At 71.8% G+C, this 23,575-nt stretch carries 20 protein-coding genes and 1 tRNA gene; 11 read left to right on the forward strand and 10 right to left on the reverse strand.

Translation table 11 applies throughout. The features are described from left to right. Positions 1-34: 34 nt before the first annotated feature. Positions 35-736, forward strand: a complete 702-nt coding sequence (locus ACFY5C_RS28355) for a FadR/GntR family transcriptional regulator (protein WP_389449006.1) — start codon at positions 35-37, stop codon at positions 734-736. Between the two features lie 18 nt (positions 737-754). On the opposite strand, the gene ACFY5C_RS28360 is transcribed toward ACFY5C_RS28355, so the two are convergent. From ACFY5C_RS28360 to ACFY5C_RS28375, 4 genes are all read right to left on the reverse strand, one after another. Next, positions 755-1,129: a YchJ family protein gene (locus tag ACFY5C_RS28360; protein WP_389449009.1), complete on the reverse strand. Its 375-nt coding sequence runs from the start codon at positions 1,127-1,129 to the stop codon at positions 755-757. Between the two features lie 13 nt (positions 1,130-1,142). Further along, positions 1,143-2,486 carry a M1 family metallopeptidase gene (locus ACFY5C_RS28365; RefSeq protein ID WP_389449012.1) on the reverse strand — a complete coding sequence of 448 codons (1,344 nt, stop codon included), beginning with the start codon at positions 2,484-2,486 and terminating at the stop codon, positions 1,143-1,145. A 77-nt stretch (positions 2,487-2,563) separates the two neighbouring features. Next, entirely contained in the window at positions 2,564-6,430 is a 3,867-nt protein-coding gene (locus tag ACFY5C_RS28370; RefSeq protein ID WP_389449015.1) for a Pls/PosA family non-ribosomal peptide synthetase, read from the reverse strand. A gap of 270 nt (positions 6,431-6,700) precedes the next feature. Continuing rightward, a tRNA-Leu gene (locus ACFY5C_RS28375) sits at positions 6,701-6,785 on the reverse strand. Positions 6,786-6,973: 188 nt separating this feature from the next. Between ACFY5C_RS28375 and ACFY5C_RS28380 the strand changes: the two genes are divergently transcribed. The 3 genes from ACFY5C_RS28380 (at position 6,974) to ACFY5C_RS28390 (ending at position 9,713) form a co-directional block, all read left to right on the forward strand. Then, positions 6,974-8,299, forward strand: coding sequence for a M20/M25/M40 family metallo-hydrolase (locus ACFY5C_RS28380; RefSeq protein ID WP_389449018.1), 1,326 nt, complete (start codon positions 6,974-6,976; stop codon positions 8,297-8,299). A 157-nt stretch (positions 8,300-8,456) separates the two neighbouring features. Beyond that, positions 8,457-8,690, forward strand: a complete 234-nt coding sequence (chpH, locus tag ACFY5C_RS28385) for a chaplin ChpH (RefSeq protein WP_048584573.1) — start codon at positions 8,457-8,459, stop codon at positions 8,688-8,690. Positions 8,691-8,837: 147 nt separating this feature from the next. After that, positions 8,838-9,713, forward strand: a complete 876-nt coding sequence (locus tag ACFY5C_RS28390; RefSeq protein ID WP_389449020.1) for a chaplin — start codon at positions 8,838-8,840, stop codon at positions 9,711-9,713. Positions 9,714-9,834: 121 nt separating this feature from the next. On the opposite strand, the gene ACFY5C_RS28395 is transcribed toward ACFY5C_RS28390, so the two are convergent. Then, positions 9,835-10,023: a DUF5703 family protein gene (locus tag ACFY5C_RS28395; RefSeq protein ID WP_005485166.1), complete on the reverse strand. Its 189-nt coding sequence runs from the start codon at positions 10,021-10,023 to the stop codon at positions 9,835-9,837. Positions 10,024-10,070: 47 nt separating this feature from the next. On the opposite strand from ACFY5C_RS28395, the gene ACFY5C_RS28400 reads away from it, so the two are divergent. After that, positions 10,071-10,817 (forward strand): hypothetical protein, encoded by a 747-nt coding sequence (locus ACFY5C_RS28400; protein ID WP_389449023.1) that lies wholly within the window; start codon positions 10,071-10,073, stop codon positions 10,815-10,817. 149 nt (positions 10,818-10,966) lie between these two features. On the opposite strand, the gene ACFY5C_RS28405 is transcribed toward ACFY5C_RS28400, so the two are convergent. Both ACFY5C_RS28405 and ACFY5C_RS28410 read right to left on the reverse strand, forming a co-directional pair. Beyond that, positions 10,967-13,228 (reverse strand): helix-hairpin-helix domain-containing protein, encoded by a 2,262-nt coding sequence (locus ACFY5C_RS28405; protein ID WP_389449026.1) that lies wholly within the window; start codon positions 13,226-13,228, stop codon positions 10,967-10,969. Next, a complete protein-coding gene (locus ACFY5C_RS28410) occupies positions 13,225-14,208 on the reverse strand; it encodes an aldo/keto reductase (protein WP_389449028.1) in 984 nt (327 codons plus the stop codon). The genes ACFY5C_RS28405 and ACFY5C_RS28410 overlap by 4 nt, the downstream gene beginning before the upstream one ends. A gap of 197 nt (positions 14,209-14,405) precedes the next feature. On the opposite strand from ACFY5C_RS28410, the gene ACFY5C_RS28415 reads away from it, so the two are divergent. Both ACFY5C_RS28415 and ACFY5C_RS28420 read left to right on the forward strand, forming a co-directional pair. Beyond that, complete coding sequence (locus tag ACFY5C_RS28415; RefSeq protein WP_389449031.1) at positions 14,406-15,461, forward strand: LLM class F420-dependent oxidoreductase; 1,056 nt, start codon at positions 14,406-14,408, stop codon at positions 15,459-15,461. Positions 15,462-15,711: 250 nt separating this feature from the next. After that, positions 15,712-16,500, forward strand: a complete 789-nt coding sequence (locus ACFY5C_RS28420) for a ferritin-like domain-containing protein (RefSeq protein ID WP_389449034.1) — start codon at positions 15,712-15,714, stop codon at positions 16,498-16,500. A gap of 13 nt (positions 16,501-16,513) precedes the next feature. On the opposite strand, the gene corA is transcribed toward ACFY5C_RS28420, so the two are convergent. Next, positions 16,514-17,512, reverse strand: coding sequence for a magnesium/cobalt transporter CorA (corA, locus tag ACFY5C_RS28425; RefSeq protein WP_389449037.1), 999 nt, complete (start codon positions 17,510-17,512; stop codon positions 16,514-16,516). A gap of 62 nt (positions 17,513-17,574) precedes the next feature. On the opposite strand from corA, the gene ACFY5C_RS28430 reads away from it, so the two are divergent. The 4 genes from ACFY5C_RS28430 (at position 17,575) to mshC (ending at position 21,080) form a co-directional block, all read left to right on the forward strand. Further along, positions 17,575-18,261, forward strand: coding sequence for a histidine phosphatase family protein (locus ACFY5C_RS28430; RefSeq protein ID WP_389449040.1), 687 nt, complete (start codon positions 17,575-17,577; stop codon positions 18,259-18,261). Positions 18,262-18,360: 99 nt separating this feature from the next. Then, entirely contained in the window at positions 18,361-18,951 is a 591-nt protein-coding gene (locus tag ACFY5C_RS28435; protein ID WP_362381002.1) for a DUF3090 domain-containing protein, read from the forward strand. Beyond that, complete coding sequence (locus ACFY5C_RS28440) at positions 18,915-19,733, forward strand: SCO1664 family protein (RefSeq protein ID WP_389449043.1); 819 nt, start codon at positions 18,915-18,917, stop codon at positions 19,731-19,733. Before ACFY5C_RS28435 ends, ACFY5C_RS28440 begins: the two co-directional genes overlap by 37 nt. Before the next feature lie 117 nt (positions 19,734-19,850). Next, positions 19,851-21,080 carry a cysteine--1-D-myo-inosityl 2-amino-2-deoxy-alpha-D-glucopyranoside ligase gene (gene mshC, locus ACFY5C_RS28445; protein ID WP_389449046.1) on the forward strand — a complete coding sequence of 410 codons (1,230 nt, stop codon included), beginning with the start codon at positions 19,851-19,853 and terminating at the stop codon, positions 21,078-21,080. 82 nt (positions 21,081-21,162) lie between these two features. Here the strand turns inward: mshC and ACFY5C_RS28450 are convergent, their stop codons facing one another. Together ACFY5C_RS28450 and ACFY5C_RS28455 are read right to left on the reverse strand one after the other, a co-directional pair. Beyond that, entirely contained in the window at positions 21,163-21,786 is a 624-nt protein-coding gene (locus ACFY5C_RS28450; protein ID WP_389449049.1) for a hypothetical protein, read from the reverse strand. Positions 21,787-21,821: 35 nt separating this feature from the next. Then, entirely contained in the window at positions 21,822-23,546 is a 1,725-nt protein-coding gene (locus ACFY5C_RS28455; RefSeq protein WP_389449052.1) for a S8 family peptidase, read from the reverse strand. Between the last annotated feature and the right edge of the window lie 29 nt (positions 23,547-23,575).

A 23,575-nucleotide genomic window follows, 5' to 3' on the forward strand; every position in this document is an offset into this window, starting at 1 on the left:
TTTGATCGCGTGACTTGCCCCGTACGCTGAGTGCATGAGCACAACGGGCCGGGGGCTGCACGGCCGAGTACTGGAAACCCTCGGCCCCGCGATCACCGCGGGCGAGTACCCGCCGGGCAGTGTTCTGCGCACGGACGAACTGGCGCAGCGCTTCGACGTGTCCCGCTCGGTGATGCGCGAGGCGGTCCGCGTCCTGGAGTCCATGTACCTGGTGGAGTCCCGCCGCCGCGTGGGCGTGACGGTCCGTCCGAAGTCCGAGTGGAACGTCTACGACCCCCAGGTCATCCGCTGGCGCCTGGCCGGCGCCGACCGCCCCCAGCAGCTGCGCTCCCTCACGGTCCTGCGCTCGGCCGTCGAACCGGTGGCGGCAGGACTGGCCGCCAAGTACGCCACAGCCGACCAGTGCGCCGAACTCACCGAGTGCGCCCTCGGCATGGTCGCCCACTCACGCGGCCACCAGCTGGAGGGCTATCTCGTCCACGACGTCGCCTTCCACCGCGTCATCCTCAACGCCTCCGGCAACGAGATGTTCGCCCGCCTCGGCGACGTCGTGGCCGAGGTCCTCGCCGGCCGCACCCACCACGAGGTCATGTTCGAGGACCCCGACCCGTCCGCGGTCACCCTGCACGTCCAGGTCGCGGAGGCGGTCCGCGCCGGCGACGCGGTCCGGGCGGAACACCTGACCCGTGAGATCACCATGGGCGCCCTCCAGGAGCTGGACATCCTGGCCCCGTAGGCGCCCTGCCGACAGGGCTCAGCTCAGGAACTCCCCGTCGACGTACACCCACGCCCCGTCGACCCGCTCGAACCGGCTCCGCTCATGCAGCGACCCACCCCGGTACGACGCCCGGAAGGTCACCGTCCCCGTGGCGTGGAACGCCGAACCGTCCGCCGTCTGAAGGATCTCCAGCCCGGTCCACCGCATCCCCGGATCCAGGTCCAGCCGCGCGGGCCGCGTCCGCGGATGCCAGGTCCGCACCAGATACGCCGTATCTGCCTTGACGAACGCGCTGTACCGCGACCGCATGAGCGCCTCGGCAGTCGGCGCGGCAGCCGCACCGGAGTGGAAGCGGCCGCAGCAGTCGTCGTACGCCTTGGGCAGCCCGCAGGGGCAGGAACGCGAGGTCATGCCCGCCATTGTGCTAGCCCGCCGCCCGCGCCTCGGCCCCGGGCAACGGCGGCAGCGCAGCCCCGTGCACCCACGCCTCGAACAACTCCTCCACCGGCTCGGTCGCGAACCGGGCCACGTACGAGGTGAAGGCCTGGGTCGTCACCGTGCCGTGGCGGTGCAGCTGGCCCCAGCCGCGCAGCATGCGGAAGAAGGCGATGTCCCCGAGCGCGCAGCGCACGGCGTGCAGGGCCAGCCCGCCGCGCTCGTACAGCCGGTCGTCGAACATCGACTTGCGCCCCGGATCCGCCAGCCGCAGATCCTGCGGCATCGACGACAGCAACCGGTGTGCGGCGGCGGCGAGTTGCTGCGCCGTACGCCCGCCCGACCGCTCCGACCAGAGCCACTCCGCGTACTTCGCGAACCCCTCGTTCAGCCAGATGTGCCGCCAGTCGGCGATGGACACGCTGTTGCCGAACCACTGGTGCGCCAGCTCGTGCGCCACCAGCCGTTCCGACCCCCTGGCCCCGTCCACGTGGTTGGCGCCGAACAGCGACAACCCCTGGGCCTCGACGGGCACATCGAGTTCCTCCTCGGTCACTACGACCGCGTACTCGTCGAAGGGGTACGGCCCGAACAGCTCCTGGAACAGTTCCATCATCTGCGGCTGGCGCGCGAAGTCGCGCGAGAACTCCGGCAGCAGATGCGCCGGGATGTGCCCGTGCTGCGGAATCCCGCCCAGCCCCGGGTCGCCCAGCAGCACCGTCTGGTACTTGCCGATCGACAGCCCGACCAGATAGCTGGACGTCGGCGCCGACTGCTCGTACACCCAGGTGGTCGTGGACGCCTTCGTCGTACGGGTCAGCAGCCGCCCGCCCGCGACCACCGCGTACGCCGACGGCGTGGTGATCGAGATCTGGTACGACGCCTTGTCGGCGGGCCGGTCGTTGCACGGGTACCAGGACGGCGCCCCGATCGGCTGGCTCGCCACCAGCGCCCCGTCCTCCAGCTCCTCCCAACCGAGGCCGCCCCAGGGGCTGTTCACCGGCTTGGGGTTGCCCGACCAGTGCACCTCGACCGTGAAGGCCGCCCCGGCCCGGATCGGCTTGGCGGGGCGGACGCGCAGCCGCCCCCCGCGGTGGGAGTAGTGCGGCTGTCGTCCGTCGACCCGGACCCGGCCGATCTTGAAGTCGGCCAGGTTCAGCACGAACTCGGTCAGCGGCGCCCGTCCCGCTATGGCGTTGATCCGGGCCGCCCCGGAGAGCCGGTTCGGCCCCGGGCGGTAGTCCAGCGCCAACTCGTACCGGTGCACCCGGTACCGGGGATCGCCGTGCTCCGGGAAGTACGGGTCCGCGCCTGCCGTCTGCTGAACTGCCACTGCTGTCTGTGCTCCCTGCGCCGTACTGCTGCCACTCCGTGCCGGCCCACCGCCCACTGGCCCCGAGTGGGCCGAGCTCAGGGACGCCATGCTTCGATCGGATTACCGAGCCAACGGGTGTCGTCGGGGACGGACTCCGCCGCCATGACGAGCGACGCGGGACCCAGTGTCGTACGGGCCCCGATCGCGCTGCCCGGAAGGACGATCCCGCCAGGACCCAGCGTCGCGCCCTCACGGAGGACCACAGTATCCGTCCGCAAGATCCGGTCGTGGAAGAGGTGTGTCTGGAGCACACAGCCCCGGTTCACGGTGGCGGCGTCCTCAAGGGTCACCAGATCGGTCTCCGGCAGCCAGTAGCTGTCCACCCACACGCCCTTGCCGATGCGCGCGCCGAGCCCGCGCAGCCAGGCCGTCATCACGGGCGTACCCGGCACCGAACCCGCCAGCCACGGCACCGCGAGCACCTCGACGAACGTGTCCGCCAGCTCGTTGCGCCACACGAAGGCGGACCACAGCGGATGCTCCCCGCTGCGGTGCCGGCCCACCAGCAGCCACTTGGCCAGCACGGACACGAGCCCGGCCACGGCACCCGCCCCGAGCAGCACCAGCCCCGCCAGCAGCGGCGCCCAGACGCCCAGCGCACACAGCGCGGCGATCGTCAGCACCGCCAGCCCCGCCGAGCAGAACACCGGCACGATCCGGCACAGCTCCACCAGCCCACGCGCCCACAGCAGCCGGGCCGGGGGATCGTACGTCAGGCTCTGGTCGCTGTCGGCCGCACTGCGCGGCAGCTTCACCGGCGGCAGCCCCAGATACGACGTGCCCTTCTTCGCCTTCTTCGGCGTCGCCGACAGCACGCCGACCAGGCCGCCCTCCGGCACGGTCCGCCCGGGCGCCGTCATCCCCGAATTCCCGAGGAAGGCCCGCCGCCCGATCTCCGCCCGCCCGATCCGCATCCAGCCGCCACCGAGCTCGTACGGCGCGGTCAGCGTGTCGTCGGCCAGGAACGCGCCCTCGCCGACCGTGGTCAGACTGGGCAGCGCCAGGACCGTCGACACCTCCGCACCCCGCCCGATCCGCATCCCGAGCAGCCGCAGCCACACCGGCGTGACCAGCCCGGCGTACAGCGGGAAGAGGGTCTCGCGCGAGCGGTCCATCAGCTGCGTGACCGTCCAGGCCTGCCAGCCGATCCGGCTGTGCGTGGGATGCGTTCCCTCACGCAGACCGAGGCTCAGCAGCCGCACGCCGATCAGGATCAGCACGGCGTACGCCAGCCCGAAGGCCAGCGTCGCCGGTACGAGGGCCAGCGCGGCGCCCGTCAGGGGCGCGTCCGGCGTGAAGAACACCCGGCCCACCAGGAACGCCGCCACGCCCGCCAGAACGGGCAGCGCGCTGAGCGCGAAGCCGGTGATGCCGTACATGACACGCCAGTACGTCCCGCGCCGCGGCCGTTCCTTCGGCCAGTTGCGCTTGGCCTTGCCCAGCTTGACCGCCGGGGCGCCCGCCCACCGCTGACCGGTGGGAATCTGCCCGGTGACCGCGGAACCCGGCGCCACCTCGGCCCGCTTGCCGACCCGGGCGCCGGGGAAGAGCATGCTGCGCGTGCCGACGACGGCATGCGCGCCCACCTTGACCGTGCCGACCTCCAGCCGGTCCCCGTCCAGCCAGTACCCGGACAGATCCACCTCGGACTCGACGGCCGCGCCGCGCCCGAGCTTGAGCAGCCCGGTGACCGGCGGCAGCGAGTGCAGGTCGACGTCCGGCCCGACCTTGGCGCCCAGCGCCCGGGCGTACCGCTCCAGCCAGGCCCCGGTCAGCGAGGTCGCCCCGCTGAACTCGGCCAGCCGCTCGGCCGCCCACAACCGCAGATGCAGGCTGCCACCGCGCGCGTACCGTCCGGGCTTCACGCCTCTGAGCAGCAGCCGCGCACCCCCGGCGGCCAGCGCGAGCCGCCCCGGCGGGCTGTACAGCACGGCCGCGCCGGCGGCGACGAGCCACCAGGGGGCCGTCGGCAGCCACCCGTAGGCGGGCAGCAGATTCCCGAGCGCGGCCAGCGCGACCGTCCAGCGCAGGCCGAGCAGCGTGAACAGCGGAACGAGAAGGAGGAGCTGGATCACCTGCGCGCGCCGCGGCACCGGGGCGATCGTGCGGCGGGCCCCGTCGTCCTGCGCGGACTTCTCCAGGTGCCGCGCCAGCTTCCGCAGCACCGGCTGCTGGTAGATGTCCAGCACGGCCGCGCTCGGATAGCGGGTCCGCAGCCGCGTCGTCAGCTGCGCGGCGGCCAGACTGCTGCCGCCGATCGCGAAGAAGTCGTCAAGGGCGCGGGACACGGGGATGCCGAGCACCTCGGCCCACTGCTCGGCGAGCCAGGCCTCGGTGCCGTAGAGCTGCTCCGCCGGACCGCCGGTCTCCAGGCCCTCGAGCGGCCAGGGCAGCGCGTTGCGGTCCACCTTGCCCGAGGTACGGGTCGGCAACTCCTCGACCGGCGCCAGCAGCGGCACGAGCGCGGCGGGCAGCGCGGCGCGCAGCTTCTCGACGGCGACGGCGTGATCCCAGCCGTCCTGCGTGACGACGTACCCGACCAGCAGCTGATTGCCGCTTCGAGCGGTCCGCACGGCGGCGGCCGCACCGGCCACACCGGGCAGCGCCTGCAATGCGGCATCCACCTCACCGAGCTCGATCCGCCGACCGCCGAGCTTGATCTGCTCGTCGGCCCGCCCGAGGAAGACCAGCCCCTCCGGCTCCGCCTTCACGAGGTCACCGCTGCGGTACGCCCGCTCCCAGCCCAGCGACTCGAGCGGCGCGTACTTCTCCGCGTCCTTCTCGGCGTCGAGATACCGGGCCAGCCCGACCCCGCCGATCACCAGCTGCCCGCTGCCGCCCATCGGCACGGGCTCACCGGCCTCGTCGACGACGGCCAGCTCCCAGCCGTCCAGCGGCAGCCCGATCCGGATCGGCTCCTCGCCGCTCATCAGCGACGCACAGGCGACCACGGTCGCCTCCGTCGGGCCGTACGTGTTCCAGACCTCGCGCCCCTCGGTCACCAGCCGCTGCGTCAGCTCGGGCGGACAGGCCTCGCCACCGAAGATCAGCAGGCGTACGTCGTTGAGAGTCTCGGGCTCCCAGAGCGCGGCGAGCGTGGGCACGGTCGACACGACCGTGATCTCCTGCTCGACCAGCCAGGGCCCGAGATCGGCACCGCTCCTGACCTGTGCCCGCGGCACCGGCACCAGACAGGCGCCGTACCGCCACGCCAGCCACATCTCCTCGCAGGACGCGTCGAACGCGACCGACAGCCCCGCCATGACCCGGTCCCCGGGCCCGATCGGCTCCTCGGTGAGGAACAGCGCGGCCTCGGCGTCCACGAACGCGGCGGCACTGCGGTGCGAGACGGCGACGCCCTTGGGCTTCCCGGTGGACCCGGAGGTGAAGATGATCCACGCGTCGTGCTCGACGCCGGGACGAGCGGCGGGGGACTCGGACGTGCCGTGCACGGTGATCTCGCGCCCGGCGCCGACGACGGCCGCTACATCCGCCTCCCCGAACACGAGCTCCGCCCGCTCGTCCGGGTCCTCGGCGTCGACGGGGACGTAGGCGGCACCGGCCGCGAGCACGGCGAGGATCGCCACGTACAGGTCATTGGTGCCGGACGGCACCCGCACGCCGACCCGGTCGCCGAGCCCGACCCCGGCCGCGCCGAGCCCGCGGCGCAGCCGGTCCACCTCGACGGCCAGCGCGCGGTAGGTCAGGCTGGTCGTGCCGTCGTCCAGCGCCGGCTCGTCCGGGTACGACCGCACGGACGCCTCGAAGATGTCGACGAGCGTGCGCGGGGAGGCCGCCGGGCCTGAGGAGAAACGTGCCGTGTCGCCGAACCGCTGGTGGATCTCTGCGCCGAGCTCTTCGTCGAGCAGGCCGAGAGCATTGCTCTCCTGTATGGCTGCCATCCGGTCCTCGCGTCTCGATCCCGGAAGCCTCCGGGGCGCTGGCGGGCCCGCAGGTCTGCCTGGGGTTGTCCGGCGCCAGCTCCGTAACAAGCCGGAAATTTTAGTACGAAGCTAGGTTCGGGCCCTTCGATACGCCACTTGGAGCAGCCGTTCGGGGCGGCGCGGGCACGAGGAAGCGGGCGCTGACCTGGTGATCTTCGTGGAACGAGACTTCCCCCACACAACGAGTGAGGGCCGTGACCCCGTGGTCACGGCCCTCAGTGTTTCGCGTGTCCGAGGGGGGACTTGAACCCCCACGCCCGATAAAGGGCACTAGCACCTCAAGCTAGCGCGTCTGCCATTCCGCCACCCGGACAAGGTGTCTGTCGCGCGGGTTTCCCTCGCGGCGACAGAGAAAACATTACCAGGCTTCGAGGGGTGCCCGATCACCCCCCGTCGCGGCGTGAACGGTGTGTGACGGGCCGCGGCCGGTCTTGGGCGGGGGCGGTGGGAGAGGGAGGATGAGGGGGAACCACCAGCAGCGACAGCGCGGGAGGAAGCAGCGTGAGCGAGTCGGACACGGCCAGGGGCGTCACCGGCGAGGACGAGGTCGTGGACCTCTGCCGCGAGCTGATCCAGATCGACACCAGCAACTACGGCGACCACTCGGGTCCCGGTGAGCGCAAGGCGGCGGAGTACGTCGCCGAGAAGCTCGCCGAGGTGGGCCTCGAGCCGAAGATCTTCGAGTCGCACCCGGGACGCGCCTCCACCGTGGCACGGATCGCGGGGGAGGACCCCTCCCGGCCCGCGCTGCTCATCCACGGCCACACCGACGTCGTACCGGCCAATGCGGACGACTGGACGCACCACCCCTTCTCGGGCGAGGTCGCGGACGGGTGCGTCTGGGGGCGCGGGGCCGTCGACATGAAGGACATGGACGCGATGACGCTGGCGGTCGTACGCGACCGGCTGCGCAGTGGCCGCAGGCCGCCGCGGGACATCGTGCTCGCGTTCCTCGCCGACGAGGAGGCCGGCGGCAAGTTCGGCGCCCGGTTCCTCGTCGACAAGCACCCGGACCTCTTCGAGGGCGTCACCGAGGCGATCAGTGAGGTGGGCGGGTTCTCGTTCACCGTGAGCGAGGAGCGGCGGCTCTACCTGATCCAGACGGCCGAGAAGGGCATGCACTGGATGAAGCTGACCGTGGCCGGCACGGCGGGGCACGGGTCGATGATCCACCGGGACAACGCGATCACCGAGCTGTCGGAGGCGGTGGCCCGGCTGGGGCGGCACAAGTTCCCGGTGCGGGTCACCAAGACCACCCGGGCCTTCCTCGACGAACTCGGCGACGCCCTCGGCACCGAGCTCGACCCGGAGAACATGGAGGGCACCCTCGCCAAGCTCGGCGGCATCGCCAAGCTGATCGGCGCGACCCTCAGCAACACGGCCAACCCGACGCAGCTCGGCGCCGGCTACAAGGTCAACGTCATCCCGGGCGAGGCCACCGCGCACGTCGACGGCCGCTTCCTGCCGGGGTTCGAGGAGGAGTTCCTCGCCGACCTCGACAAGATCCTCGGACCGAACGTGCGGCGCGAGGACGTGCACGCCGACAAGGCCGTGGAGACCGGCTTCGACGGGGCGCTCGTGGCCGCGATGCAGTCCGCGCTGGTGGCCGAGGACCCGGCGGCGAAGGCGATCCCCTACATGCTCTCCGGCGGGACGGACGCCAAGTCCTTCGACGACCTGGGCATCCGCGGCTTCGGCTTCGCACCGCTGAAGCTGCCGCCGGAGCTGGACTTCGCGGGCATGTTCCACGGCGTCGACGAGCGGGTGCCGGTGGACGGCCTGCAATTCGGGGTCAGGGTGCTCGACAGGTTCATCGATGCGTCCTGAATTCGCCCGCTGAAAGCACACTTCAGAATTCGACCAGACGTACTGGCTGTGACCGGGGAGGGTGAAGACGCTCATCAGGTCGTAGCCCTATTAGTTCCTCCTCGTTACAGGTGATGCGATCAGCTACTTGTGATCGCATTGCCAACAAGGAGGAATAATGATCAAGAAGGTCGTCGCCGCTGCGGCTGCCACTGGTGGGCTGGTTCTCGCGGGCGCGGGCCTCGCCGTCGCCGACTCCGGTGCCCAGGGTGCTGCCGTGCACTCCCCGGGTGTCCTGTCGGGCAACGTCGTTCAGGCTCCGATTCACGTCCCCGTGAACGTCTGCGGCAACACGATCTCGGTGATCGGGCTGCTGAACCCCGCCTTCGGCAACACCTGCATCAACAAGTGACGTTGTGCCTCGCCCCGTGAAAGGGGCTGAGCCCGTCGGCCCCGGAGCGCGTGCCATGCGCTCCGGGGCCGACCGGCCTTTTCTACAGCGCCGGTCCATTTCCGGCGTCGTATTTCCGGAACAAGGTCGAAGGCAGGTAACAAGCGAATGCGACAGGTCACCCGCAAGGGCCTGATGACCGTGGCGGCCGCGACCGGCATCGTCGCCGCCGCGGGCGGCGCCGCCCACGCGACCGGCTCGGGTGCGCACGGCTCCAGCGTGAACTCGCCCGGCGTGCTGTCGGGCAACACGGTGCAGGCGCCGGTGCACGTGCCGGTCAACGTCTGCGGCAACACCGTCGATGTCGTCGGGGTGCTCAACCCGGCGAGCGGCAACAGCTGTGGCAACCAGGGCGGCGGTTCGTCCGGCGGCCACGGCGGCTCGGGGGCGTCGGCCGGCGGACACGCCACCGACTCGCCCGGCGTCGGCTCCGGCAACCACGTCCAGGCGCCGATCCATGTGCCGGTCAACGTGTGCGGCAACACCGTCGACATCATCGGCATCGGCAACTCCGCCGAGGACAACGACTGCGCCAACAACGGCGGCGGGAGTCACACCCCGCCGGGCGGCGGCCACGAGAACCCGCCCGGGGCGCCGGAACAGCCGGGCAACCCGGGCAATCCGGGCAACCCCGGAAACCCTGGCAACCCTGAGCAGCCGGGCAACCCTGGGAACCCCGGCAACCCGGGGAACCCCGGCAACCCCGGCAACCCCGGCAACCCCGAGCAGCCTGGGAACCCCGGTAACCCCGGCGAGCCGGGCAACCCCGGTTCCCCGAGCACGCCGCCCGGTACGGGCGGCCTGACTCCGGGCGGCTCCTCCCAGGGCAACCACCCGGGCGCCCACTTCGTCACCCAGCCCCGGGGCGACGCCGAGCTCGCCCAGACCGGCGTCGACCTGCCGATGGGCCTCGCCCTGCCGGTCGGTGCGGGGGCGCTGCTCGCGGGCGCGGTGCTGTACCGCAAGGCGCGGCCCTCGGCGTAGGGCGTAATCGCCCGGCACGCAACGGAGCGGGCCCCGCCTCGGCGGGGCCCGCTCCGTGTGTTTCTCTTCTGCTGTCCTGCGTCCGTCCTGCGGTCCCCGTCTCGCTGTGTGACCTCTCAGCTCACCATGTGGCCCGCACCTGGCGGATGATCCGGCGCCGCAGCCGCACCCTGCGGCTGCCGTCGCGCAGCAGGCTCAGGCGGTCCAACTCCCAGTGTCCGTACTCGGCATGGTCCGTCAGCAGGCGTGTGGCGTCCTTGCGGGAGACCCCGCGCGGTACGTACACGTCGACAAATTCGTATTCCGGCATCGCATCTATTGTGCGGGCTGGGGCCCGGTACGGATAGCGTCTGCACTATGTCTGATGCTGTGCAGCCCACCGCTGCCGAGGTACGCGCCGCCGCCGAGGCGGTCAAGACCGCGCTCGACCGCCACCTGGCCGCGGTCGAACGTCGGTCGGGTGAGGACGACCCGGCCGTCTACGAGGCGTTCAACCAGCTGGCCGCAGCCGCCGAGGTCTACGACGAGCTGCTCTACGACCGCTACGACGAGGTCACGCCCTTCGAGATCCCCGGTACGGAGGACGCGCTGCCGCCGTACACGGGACCCGAGGAACCGAACGCTGTGAGCGTGCTGATCCGCCGTGACTACATCGTGGCGGAGCCGCAGCGACTGCTGGCGCATGCCGAGCGGATCGAGGCGGCGGACTACGACGACGGGTCGGACGCGGATGCCTCCGGCACGGTGCACGGCGCGTTGGGCATCCTGTTCGGCGAGTTCGAGCCGGACGAGATCGGCTCACGGCACAAGGAATTCGGCCTGGAGGAGGGCGACTCCACGCTCTGGGTGACCGCGTCGGACGAGCAGCCCGAGCCAGGGGAATGGCTGGAGGCGCCCTTCGAGGGGGTCGATCCGCAGCGGGTGGTCTGCCGCTTCGACGTCAGCACGGTGTTCGACGAGGACCTGGACGACCTCGACGAGGCGGAGGACGGTGACGAGGACGCCGAGGACGGCGACGACGACAGCGACGACGACCTCGAGGACGAGCTCGACCGGGATCTGGACGAGGAAGATGATCTGGAGCCACTGGACGCGGATCGCTGACGCGGGTCGCTGAAGTAGCTCGCGGAGGCGACTGCCGACGCGGGCGCGGTTGTTCGACGACGACGGCGGCGGCGGTCACGGTATTCATCCGTGACCGCCGCCGCCGTCGTGTGCGCCCGCCCCGCGCCTGCGGGTCGCCTGCGGTCAGGTCAGCCCGCCGCCGGCACCTGGGTGCTGAGCAGGAGAGGGAGGCGGGTCGTGCGCGGCTTCGCCGGGACCTCGGCGACGGCTCGCGGCAGGGCCTGCTCCACGCCGTGGACCACGGAGAGGTGACGGTCGGCTCGGCTGAAGGCCGTGTAGACCCAGGGGCGGCTGAGGGCCTGGGCCGCGTCGCCGGGCAGGACCACGACCACGGCAGGCCAGCGGGCGCCCGCCGCCTGGTGTGCGGTCAGGGCCCAGCCGTGCCGTACGGACTGCTCCACCCGTTCCTTCGGTACGACGACGGCCTCGCCCTCGCAGGCCAGATGCAGTCCCTCGGCGTCGGCCTTCACCACCTGACCCGGCACCGTACGCCCCGGAGCGTGGGAGTAGGCCACGCGGTCACCGGGGTCGAAGCCACCGAAGCGGCCGGGGCCGGGGTTGAGCCGCTCCTTGAGGGCGGCGTTGAGCGCGCGCGTGCCGGCCGCGCCGCCGTGGCCCGGCGTGATCACCCGGGTCTCCTCGGCGGGGACGCCGAACGCGCGCGGCACCGAGTCCGCGACGAGCTGCACGGTGCGGTGCACGGCCTCGCCCGCGTCGCGCACCGGCACGATCACGACCTCCTTGCCGGGGGCCTCGACCTGGTTGAGCTCGCCGATGCCGATCCCGGACACCAACTCGCCCAGCGGGCCGGGATCCGGCTGCCGCGAGGCGATCTGCGGACAACTGCGCGCCGCCAGCAGGTCGGCGAACACCCGCCCGGGCCCCGCCGACCACAGCACCGCCGGATCTCCGGCCAGCACCAGCCGGGCCCCGTCCGGCAACGACTCCGTGAGCAGGGCGGCCGTCTCGACATCCACCTGCGGTGCGTCCAGCACGACGAGCAGATCGAGGTCGAACGCACCGTCAGCGTCCCGGCCGGGCCCTTCGGCACCGGAGAGCAGACCGGCCACGGTGGCGACGCCGGGTGCGCCGGTCCCGCTCAGCCGCGCGGCGAAGCGACTCCGTCCGATCGGGCTGTGGGCGGCCGCCCAGGCCCGCAGCCCGAGCTTCCGCGCCGCGTGCAGCAGCGCCGCCGGTTCGGCCAGGGACGCCTCCCCGCCGGTGTGGAGGACCAGGCCATGGGTCGCCACCGCGCGGACCAGGTCGGCGGCCGAGCCCGCGTCGGCCGCGGCCCGCTCCCAGTCCTCGGCCGAACCGTCCTGCTTCGGCGCCGAGTTGATCAGACGCGCGAGTCCGTCGGCGAGGCTCTCCTCCGCGAGGGCGTACCGCTCCAGGCCGACGAGGACACGGACCGGCCGCTCCTCGCCCCCCTCTTCCTCCTCGGCCGCGTCGTCCCGCCGCGCGGGCGTGCCGGGCGCGTCCAGGGCGTCCTGGAAGGCCAGGGCCTCGCCTTCGGCCAGGGTGTTCTGCACGGCCGCGTCGGCGTCGGGCACGCCCCGCTGGTTCAGCGCGGCGATGAGCGTCGCCAGCTCCAGGGCCGTGTGCCCGGCCAGGGCCGCCTGTTCCAGCAGCCAGACGGTGACCGCACGGCCGCGCCGCTCGTCGTCGGGTCCGCACTCCGCGCCGAGCAGCGCACGCGCGAACCCGTCGGCCTGCTCCGGCCGTACACCGTCGATCCGCAGCAACTGCCAGGGGTCCGACCGCAGTTGGTCACCCGCACCCTCGCCGAGGACCGCGGCGGCCTGCGGGGCGAGGCTCTCCGGAGCGCCGCCGTCGGCCAGCACTTGCCGCACCGACTCGACGGCCTCCGGCGCCGGAGCCGCAGCCGCGTCGGCCGCCACGGGCCGCGGCGGGCGTACCGGCTGAGGGGCGGGGCGGCGCGGCGGCTCCGGCTCGCTGAAGACGGTGGCCGGCGGCTTCGCACCGCTCTCCACGGCCCGTACGGCGGCCAGCAGATCGGCGGCCTTCCCGCTGAGCTTGGCCCCGCTCTCCAAGGGCTCCTGCCGCTCGGCCTTGCGCCGCTCGATCCGCTCCCGCTCGATCCGCTGAGCGGCAATCTCGGCCTCGGCCTCCGACAGTTGCGCACCCTCGCCCCCGTCGCCGTCCTTGGCTGCGGAGTCCTGGACGGCAGCTTCCCCCTCGCCGCCGTCCGCCCCGACGGCCGGGCCCACGCCCACGTCTGCGCCTTCGCCTTCCGAGGCCTGGCGGTCCCCGGACGCCGCTTCGCCCCCGGCAGGCCGCTCCTCGGCACCTCCGGCGCTCGCCCCCGGCGTGGCCTCCGTCGGCCCCGGCTCGGTGTTCCCCGTGGTCTCGGGCGGCTCCGTGCTCACAGCGTGCTCCAGTCGTGATCGGGATAGCGGTGCACGGGCGCCGACACATCGTCGAGCGCCCGGCAGATCTCGTCAGGAAGACTAAGGGCCTCCACTGACAATGCCGCCGTGAGCTGCTGCGCGTTGCGAGGGCCGATGACGGGCGCGGCCACCCCGGGCCGGTCGCGGACCCAGGCGAGGGCGACCTGCAGCGGGGTCACGGCCAGCCCGTCGGCGGCCGTCTGCACGGCGTCCACGATGCGGCTCGCCGTGTCGTCGAGGTACGGCTCGACGAAGGGCGCCAGATGCTCCGAGGCGCCGCGTGAGTCGGGCGGCGTGGAGGTGCGGTACTTGCCGGTCAGCACGCCCCGGCCGAGTGGGGAGGAGGGGAGCATGCCGATGCCCAGGTCCAGCGCGGCCGGCAACACCTCGCGCTCCACGCCCCGCTGGAGCAGGGAGTACTCCAGCTGGGTGCTCGCCAGTCGGGTGCGTATGCCCGGCGCCGCGAGCTGCCATGTCCCCGCCTTGGCGAGCTGCCAGCCGCAGAAGTTGGAGACACCGGCATAGCGGGCGCGCCCGCTGCTGACGGCCAGGTCGAGGGCCTGGAGGGTCTCCTCCAGCGGCGTGTACGGGTCGAAGGCGTGGATGTGCCAGACGTCGACGTACTCCGTGCCGAGCCGGGCCAGTGAGGCGTCCAGCGCGCAGAGCAGATGGCCGCGCGAGCCGTCGAAGCGGCGGTCCGGGTCGGGAACGCTGCCCGCCTTCGTCGAGATCACCAGGTCCCGGCGCGGGACGAGCCCTTCCATGAGCCGGCCGAGCAGGTATTCGGCCTCCCCGTCGCCGTACACGTCGGCCGTGTCGACGAGGGTGCCGCCCGCCTCCCAGAAGGTTTTCAAGAGGTCGGCCGCATCGTGCTCGTCGGTGTCCCGGCCCCAGGTGAGGGTGCCGAGCCCGATCCGGGACACGCGCAGGCCGGTGCGGCCGAGATGCCTCTGCTCCATGAACGCCGAGATTACTGGCCAGAACCTGCCATGTGGGGGGCCTGTGGATAACCAGTTTTCCGGACGGTGACCGGGGAAACCGACCGCCGTGCCGCCGCCTGCGGGGCGACGCCCGCCACACCGGCCTCCCCGCGGGACGTGCCCCGCGCTATGGTCGGGCCCACAAAAGACGTTACTGATCGGTAAGGGGATCGGCCATGCAGCTCGGGATCAACCTCGGCTACTGGGGTGCCGGAATGGACGCGGACAACCTCGCCGTCGCGCAGGAGGCCGACCGGCTGGGGTACGCCGTGTGCTGGGCCGCCGAGGCGTACGGCTCGGACGCGGCCACCGTGCTGAGCTGGGTCGCCGCCCAGACCGAGCGCATCGACGTCGGCTCCGCCATCTTCCAGATCCCGGCCCGCCAGCCGGCGATGACGGCCATGACGGCCGCGACCCTGGACTCGCTCTCCGGCGGCCGCTTCCGCCTCGGCCTCGGCGTCTCCGGACCGCAGGTCTCCGAGGGCTGGTACGGCGTCAAGTTCGACAAGCCGCTGGCACGCACGCGTGAGTACGTCGAGATCGTCCGCAAGGCCATGACGCGCGAACGCCTCTCGTACGAAGGTCAGCACTGGACGCTGCCGCTCCCCGGCGGCCCCGGCAAGCCGATCAAGCTGACCGTGCACCCCCAGCGCGAGCACATCCCGCTGTACATCGCCGCCATCGGCCCGAAGAACCTCGAGCAGACCGGTGAGATCGCCGACGGCGCCCTGCTGATCTTCCCCTCCGCCGAACACCTGGAGGACACGACGATCAAGTACCTGCGCGCCGGGCGCGAGAAGGCCGGCAAGACCCTCGACGGGTTCGACGTCTGCCCGACCCTGCCGCTCGCCGTGGGCGACGACAAGGACGTGGCCACGCTGGCCGACACCTTCCGCCCCTACACCGCGCTGTACGTCGGCGGAATGGGCAGCCCCAAGCAGAACTTCTACAACCAGCTCGCCCAGCGCATGGGGTACGAGAAGGAAGCCGCCGAGATCCAGACCAAGTACCTCTCCGGCGACAAGCAGGGCGCCGCGGCCGCCGTACCGCACGACCTGATCGACAAGACCACGCTGCTCGGCTCCGTCGACCGCATCGCGGACCGGATGAAGGCCTATGCGGCGGCCGGGGTCACGACCCTGTCGCTGGCTCCCGCGGGCTTCACGCTCGACGAGCGGCTCGCCTCGCTCCGCGCCGGCACCGAGGCCCTGGAGCGCGCCGGGCTCGCGTGACGCCCGGCGTCACCGGCAGACCGCAGGACCTGCCAAGTTTCAGCGGCCGTGGTGGGGGCTCGGGGGTCTTCCCCGCCACGGCCGTCATGCAGAACAACGCGCGCGTGTCCACGCGGTTACGCCCGCGTCGTGACCCCGATCGTCATTCTTTTGGCGGAGTTGTCCGACACAGCTGTTGCAGCACCTCTCTTACCGCATTTGACTCGTTCTTTGCGGAATCCTGCGGCGTCCTGCAGAGAGGTGCCCCACGATGCTTTCGGCCAAGAGTCTGTTCCAGGAGATCATCGACAACGACGAGTCCTTCCGCCTGTTCTGCTCCATCGCGGCCAGCGGCGAGACCCAGGGCGGCTGGGAGAACGCGCGGATCGCCGCGCTCGTCCCGGAGAGCCAGCGCCCGCTCGCACCCAAGATCACCCGGCACGGGGCGGACGAGGACAAGCACGGGCGGATCTTCAACGCCCTGATGAAGAAGCGCGGCCTCGAACCCGTCCCCGTCCCGCCCGAGACCGACTACACGATGCTGCTGGAGCAGCACGGCATCGGTCTCGCCCACGAGAAGCTCAAGTCCGAGCAACCGCTCACGGTCGAGGACATCATCGTCTACCTGTCCCACAGCCGGGTCACCGAGCAGCGGGCCGCCGACCAGATGGTGATGCTCAGAAAGTACTTCGCTGACCACCCGGACGTCGGCAAGGCCGTGCGGATGATCTCCAACGACGAGGACAACCACCTCGCGTACACCCATGAGGAACTGCTGCGCTTCGCGGCAGCAGGGCGCGGCAGGCTGATCCAGCGGACGCTGCGCGAGTGCGCGCTCGCCGAGATCCGGGTCTACCGGGACGTCAGCCTCGCGGTCATGGACCACATGGGGCGCATCCTCGGCTGGTCCCGCCCCAAGGCGGCCGTGCTCGGCGCGGGCATCCACGCCATGTACGTCTGGGAGCGGCTCGCGGGCTGGCGGCGCATGGTGTCCCTGAAGATGCCGGAACGACGCGACGCCCTCGGCGGACCCGCCACGTCCGCGCCCGAGTTCGCCTGACGGCATCCGGTCCCTACAGCCAGCCCCGGCGTTTGAACAGCCGGTACAGCAGCACCTCGAGGGCGGCCATGCACGCGATCAGCGCCGGATACGACCACAGCCAGGTCAGCTCCGGCATATGCTCGAAGTTCATGCCGTAGATCCCCGCGATCATCGTGGGGACCGCGGCCATGGCCGCCCACGCGGAGATCTTCCGCATGTCGTCGTTCTGCCGGACGCTGGTCTGCGCGAGGTGCGCCGACAGGACGTCGGAGACGAGGCGGTCGAGGCCCTCGACCGCCTCGTTCACGCGCGTGAGGTGGTCGCTGACGTCGCGGAAGAAGGGCTGCGCCTTGTCGTGCACGAAGGGCACGGGCGAGCTGAGCAGACCCGTGTCGGCGAGCCGTTCCAGGGGCTGTGCGAGCGGGCCGGTGGCCCTGCGGAACTCCAGGACCTGCCGCTTGAAGGCGTAGATCCGGGACGCCGTGTGCCGTGAGCCGCCGCGGGCCGGCGAGAACACCTCCGCCTCCAGTTCGTCCAGGTCCGTGCCCAACTCGTCCGCCACGTCGACGTAGTGGTCGACCACGGCGTCGGCGATCGTGTACAGCACCGCCGTGGGACCGTGCCGGAGCATCTCAGGCTCGTGCTCCAGACGGCTTCGTACCGCCGCCAGCGGGGCCTCCTCACCGTGCCGGACGGTCACCACGAACGAGTCGCCGATGAAGACCATCACCTCGCCAGAGGTGACGACGTCGCTGTCCGGGTCGTACCCGACCGGCTTGAGGACCATGAACAGCGAGTCGTCGTACACCTCCAGCTTGGGACGCTGATGAGCGTTCAGCGCATCGTCCACGGCCAGCGGATGCAGCCCGAACTCCTCGGTGACCTTGTCGAACTCCTTCTCCGTGGGTTCGTACAGGCCGATCCAGACGAACGCGTCGTCCTGGGGGCGGCACAGATCCAGGGCGTCGGAGATGTCCCCCGGCCCCTGTATCCGGCGCCCGTCCCGGTAGATGGCGCAGTCGACGATCACGGAGCGTATTCTCCCGCCCTCCGGCCCCGAACGCACCCCGTCGTGCGCCTACCCTGGGCGGCATGCCCACGCTGATCCTGGTCCGGCACGGACGTTCCACCGCCAACACCGAGGGACTGCTCGCCGGGTGGACGCCCGGCGTCGCCCTCGACGAGCGCGGGGCCGAGCAGGCCGCCGCACTGCCCGCACGGCTCGCCGCGTTGCCGCTGTCCGAGGTCGTCACGAGCCCGCTGCAGCGCTGTGAGGAGACGATGCGGCCGCTCCTCGAAGCCCGGCCCGGGCTTACCGCGCACACCGACGAGCGGATCGGGGAGTGCCACTACGGCGACTGGTCCGGCCGCAAGCTCGCCGAGCTCAAGGACGAGCCGCTGATGGAGGTCGTCCAGGCGCACCCGTCGGCGGCCGCGTTCCCCGGCGGCGAGTCGATGCGGGCGATGCAGACCCGGGCCGCCGAGGCCGTACGCGAGTGGAACGCGCGCGTGGAGCGCGATCACGGTGCCGACGCCGTGTATCTGATGTGCTCGCACGGCGACATCATCAAGTCCCTCGTCGCGGACGCACTCGGTCTTCATCTCGACCTCTTCCAGAGGATTTCCGTAGAACCGTGTTCCATCACCGCGATCCGCTACACACGCCTGAGGCCGTTTCTCGTACGCCTCGGGGACACAGGCGATTTCGCCTCCCTCGCCCCGCGCGAGGAGCCGCCGGCCGGTGACGCGACGGTCGGGGGCGGCGCGGGCGCACCGTGATCGTCCGGCGCAGTAGGGTGAAGCGGTCGAAGCAGCCCCGCACTCACGATTTCGCCGCCCCACGATTCGCCGCACTCACGATTCCAATGGAGACAGGACGTGTCCCGTCAGGTGTTCCTCTACGACCCCCCGGACCGCTTCGTGGCCGGTACGGTCGGACTGCCCGGGCGCCGTACGTTCTTCCTCCAGGCCACCGCAGGCTCCCGGGTGACCAGCGTGGCCCTGGAGAAGACCCAGGTCGCCGCCCTCGCCGAGCGCATGGACGAGCTGCTCGACGAGGTCGTACGGCGTAGTGGCGGCAGCGCCTCAGTCCCCGCCATGGCGCCCTCCGAGATCGCCGACACCGAGCCGCTGGGCACTCCCATCGAGGAGGAGTTCCGCGTCGGCACCATGGCCCTCGCCTGGGACGGCGAGGAGCAGCGGATGATCGTCGAGGCGCAGGCCCTCGTGGAGCTCGACGCCGACTCCGAGGAGGACCTCGCCGAGGCCGAGGAGCGGCTGCTTCAGGACGAGGAGAACGGGCCCCCGATGCTGCGGGTCCGGCTCACCGGCGCGCAGGCGCGAGCCTTCGCCAAGCGTGCCCTGGACGTCGTCAACGCGGGGCGGCCGCCGTGTCCCCTGTGCAGCCTCCCGCTCGACCCGGAAGGACACGTATGTCCGCGCCAGAACGGATACCGCCGCGGAGCGTGACCTCGGTGGAGCTGCTCACCGAGGGTGAGCTGACCGTCCGCGGCCGCATTCGCGAGGCGTCCAACGCCGCGCTGTTCTGCACGGTCGCGTACGACGGGCACGAGGCGTCCTGCATCTACAAGCCGGTCGCCGGTGAGCAGCCGCTGTGGGACTTCCCCGACGGGACGCTCGCGCAGCGCGAGGTCGCGGCGTACGAGATCTCCGAGGCGACCGGCTGGGGGCTCGTGCCGCCCACGGTGCTGCGGGACGGGCTGTACGGCGAGGGCATGGTCCAGCTGTGGATCGAGGTGGCGCCCGGGTCGGAGCTGCTGGCCCTGGTCGACGGCGAGGAGCCCGAGCCCGGCTGGAAGGCCATCGGCTTCGCCGAGGTCGGCGAGGGGAAGACCGCGCTGCTGGTGCACGCCGACGACGAGCGGTTGCGGCGCCTGGCTGTCCTGGATGCCGTGATCAACAACGCCGACCGCAAGGGCGGGCATCTGCTGCCCACCGAGGGCTCCCGGCTGTACGGCATCGACCACGGCGTCACGTTCAACGTCGACAACAAGCTGCGGACCCTGCTGTGGGGCTGGGCGGGGGAGCCGCTGACCGGGGAGGCCGTCAAGGTGCTCGGCTCCCTGCGCAAGGGGCTGGAGGCGGGCGGCGAGCTTGCCGTACGCCTCACCGGGCTGATCACGGCCGCCGAGGTGGAAGCCACACGCGCGCGGGTCGAGGCGCTGCTGACGTCCGGGAAGCATCCGGAGCCGAGCGGACAGTGGCCGGCCATTCCCTGGCCGCCCGTGTAGGAGCACACTCTCCGTATCGCGCGCAGCACAGCGGCCGGTATCGCGCAAGAACGCCTCACCGGCCATCCGGCCTGGTCCGGTTCGTGTACGGAACATCCGTCCGGTTAGGCTCATGACATGTATGCCTGGCCCGCTTCTGAGGTCCCCGCCCTGCCCGGTCAGGGCCGCGACCTGAGGATCCACGACACCGCGACCGGGGGCCTGGTCAGCCTCGACCCCGGTCCCGTCGCCCGTATCTACGTCTGCGGCATCACGCCGTACGACGCCACTCACCTGGGGCACGCGGCGACCTACAACGCGTTCGACCTCGTGCAGCGCGTGTGGCTCGACACCAAGCGGCAGGTTCACTACGTCCAGAACGTCACCGACATCGACGATCCGCTCCTGGAGCGGGCCGAGCGTGACGACATCGACTGGGCCGCCCTCGCCGAGAAGGAGACGGCCCTCTTCCGCGAGGACATGACCGCCCTGCGCATGCTGCCCCCGCAGCACTACATCGGCGCGGTCGAGGCGATACCCGGCATCGTGCCGCTCGTGGAGCGCCTGCGGGACGCGGGTGCCGCGTACGAACTTGACGGCGACATCTACTTCTCCGTCGAGTCCGACCCGAACTTCGGCAAGGTGTCGGGCCTCGACGCCGCCGCCATGAGGCTGCTGTCCGCCGAGCGCGGCGGCGACCCGGAGCGGCCGGGCAAGAAGAACCCGCTCGACCCGATGCTGTGGATGGCCGCCCGCCCGGGCGAGCCCAACTGGGACGGCGGTTCGCTCGGACGCGGCCGGCCCGGCTGGCACATCGAGTGCGTCGCCATCGCCCTCGACCACCTCGGCATGGGCTTCGACGTCCAGGGCGGCGGCTCCGACCTCGCCTTCCCGCACCACGAGATGGGCGCCTCGCACGCCCAGGTGCTCACCGGCGAGTTCCCCATGGCCAAGGCCTACGTCCACGCCGGCATGGTCGCGCTGCACGGCGAGAAGATGTCGAAGTCCAAGGGCAATCTCGTCTTCGTCTCCCAGCTGCGCCGCGACGGCGTCGATCCCGCCGCCATCCGGCTCGCCCTCCTCGCCCACCACTACCGGGCCGACTGGGAGTGGACCGACCGGGTGCTGGAGGACGCCGTGGCCCGTCTCGGCCGCTGGCGTGCCGCCGTGTCCCGGCCCGACGGACCGCCCGCCGAGGCGCTCGTCGAGGAGATCCGCGAGGCCCTGGCCAACGACCTGGACGCCCCGGCCGCGCTCGCCGCGGTCGACCGCTGGGCCGCCGCACAGGAGGGGAGCGGCGGCACGGACCCGGGCGCCCCCGGCGTCGTATCGCGGGCTGTGGACGCGCTGTTGGGCGTAGCTCTCTAGGCGCCCCCGACCACCCCGGACACGACAGGGGCGCTTCCTCCCCACGGGTGGAAGCGCCCCGACGCGTTTGTTCAGGTGCTCGTCAGAGTCGCTGGATGCGGACGCTGCGCAGCACGCTCGGCGACTGGGTGTCCCAGATGCCGATCACCTGGTGCCCGAACGCGAAGGCCTGCTGGACCTGCTGGTGGATCTGCGGGTTCGGGTTGTTCAGGACCCGGAACTGGTTGTTGATGCGCAGGAAGATCTGATGCGGCTGCCCTTGCAGCGGGTGGACGATGTCGATGAAGCCGTTCGCCACGCCGGAGGCCAGTGCCTGCGCCTGGACCTGCTGGACGACCTGCTGCACCGCCGCCAGCGCGACCTGCTGCAACTGCTGCTGCATCTGCTGCTCGGCCTGCTGCGCCTGCTGGTCCTGCTGGTTCTGCTGCGGGTTCTGCTGCTGGCCGGCGAACTGCTGCTGGCCCAGCTGCTGCTGGGGCTGCTGTTGGCCGAACTGCTGCCCGAGCTGCTGGAGCAGCTGCTGGTAGGGCTGCTGCTGGCCGAGCTGCTGGAGCTGCTCCAGCGAACCGCTCATGCCCATGCCGTACGGCTGCTGCTGGCCGTAGCCCTGCTGCTGCCCGGACGGCTGCTGCTGGTACGGCGACGTGCTCGGGAACTGCTGGCCCTGCTGTTGTCCCATGTGACTCATCTGCGGGGTGGTGCTCATTCGGGTGTCACCTTCCCTTGATGTGATGGGCTGCGTCAGCCGGTGATCACCAGGCCGACGATCTCCTCGTCCGAGAACCACACTCGGACATCGGGCCGTCCCCCCGCGAAGGCGGTGTGGACCGCCTGGCGGATCTCCGGGGACGGGTGGTTGAGGTTGCGCCACTCGCCGGCCACGAACAGCCGGAGCCGGGGCGGAAGTTCACGCGGATACGGCAGCAGCTCGTCCCAGTACCGCTCGGCCCGGCCGGAGCCGACCGCCTGCGGCACCAGATGGGTGACGGCCGCCTTGATGTCGGGCCGGTTGCCGATCCGCTGGGAGGCGGGCCGGCCCGGGGCGTCCTGCTGCGGGGAACCCGTCGCCCGCAGTACGGCACATGCGCGCTCGGGGGACATCGGCGGCTGGCCCGCCGCCTTGAGCATGCCCTGGAGCGCGGCCAGCGCGCCGACCACCACCGGGGAGGCGGACGACGTCCCCGAGAACGTGTCGGTGTACCAGGCGATCTCCTCGGGCCCGCCCTGCAGATCGCCGGGCCTGTCCCAGGAGCCGCCGGTCGTCGTCACCTCGCGGCCCCAGCCCTGCGCGTCCACCCGGGCGCCGTAGTTGGAGAACGCCAGCCGTGAGCGGTCGGGTCCGTGGTCGCGGCCGTGGGTGCCGGGCGGCGGGGCGCCCGCGCCGACCAGCACGGACCCGGAGGACGGGTTGGAGGGGTTGAAGGGGTTGCGCCACGACTCGGGGAAGCCGTCCGGGCGGCGCTCGTAGACGGCGTCGTCGAGCGACTCGGCGCCGTTGCCCGCGGCGGCGACCACGAGGACGCCCTTGGCGGTGGCGTGGCGGACGGCGGCGAAGTCGTCCGGCCACCATTCGAGAGCGACGTAGCCGCGCTGGTCGTCGCGTTCGGCGTACTCGAACCGGGGCCCCGGGCGGTGCAGTTCGATCAGCACGATGTCGCCGGGGCTCAGCCGGTCGGCCGCCGCCTGGATCGCGGCCGCCGTGCCGAGGCCCTGGAAGGACGCGGCCGCGGTCACCGTGTCCGGCACGATGCCGGTCACGCCGTGCTCGCCCCGGTCGCCGCCGATCACGCCGATCACGGCGGTGCCGTGGTTGCGCCAGGCGAGGTCGGTCAGCGGGGTGCCGACGACGACGCCGGCCAGTTTGGCGGCCAGGTCCTCGTGGCCGAGCTGCCAGGAGCCCTCCACGTCGATCACGGTCACGCCCTGACCGGTGCCGCCGGGCCGCTGCCAGGCCCAGTGCGCGTCGACGCCCTCGGGCGCGGGCCGCAGATATCCCTGTCGGCCGCTGTAGTCGGGCGTGAGGGGCGTGCCCTCCTTCAGCCGCCCGCCGTCCTCCCCGATCCGCCCGAAGGAGGCGGGCACCGCACCCGGCTTCACGTACGCCGTGTCGATCCCCGGCAGCGCGGCGATACGGGCCCGCAGTTCCTCGGCGCGGCTCTCCCCGCCGCGCACCCGGTAGAACAGCGCGAGGTCGGGCACGTCCTGCGCGCCGGTGGCCTGCTGGAGGCGTTCCTCGCTGCCGAACAGGGGCTCCAGTGACAGCTGTTCGTCGGTGAGGAACATGTTGAGAGCCGAGACGTCGGCGCCCGCCGCGGACCGCACGCCCTCGGCCCGGGCACGCAGCCGGGCCTCCGGTCGGGCGACGACGATCAGTTCCTGCTCGGCTCCTCGATAGGTGAATCCCGCTCCGTCGGGCCCCGGCCCGGACGCTCCCGGGCCCTGAGCCGGCTGTGCCTGGTCGGTCATCGTCTGCCGCTCCCTTCGGTCCTGCGGGT

It is taken from the genome of Streptomyces sp. NPDC012935 (assembly GCF_042900345.1).
Classification (GTDB): domain Bacteria; phylum Actinomycetota; class Actinomycetes; order Streptomycetales; family Streptomycetaceae; genus Streptomyces.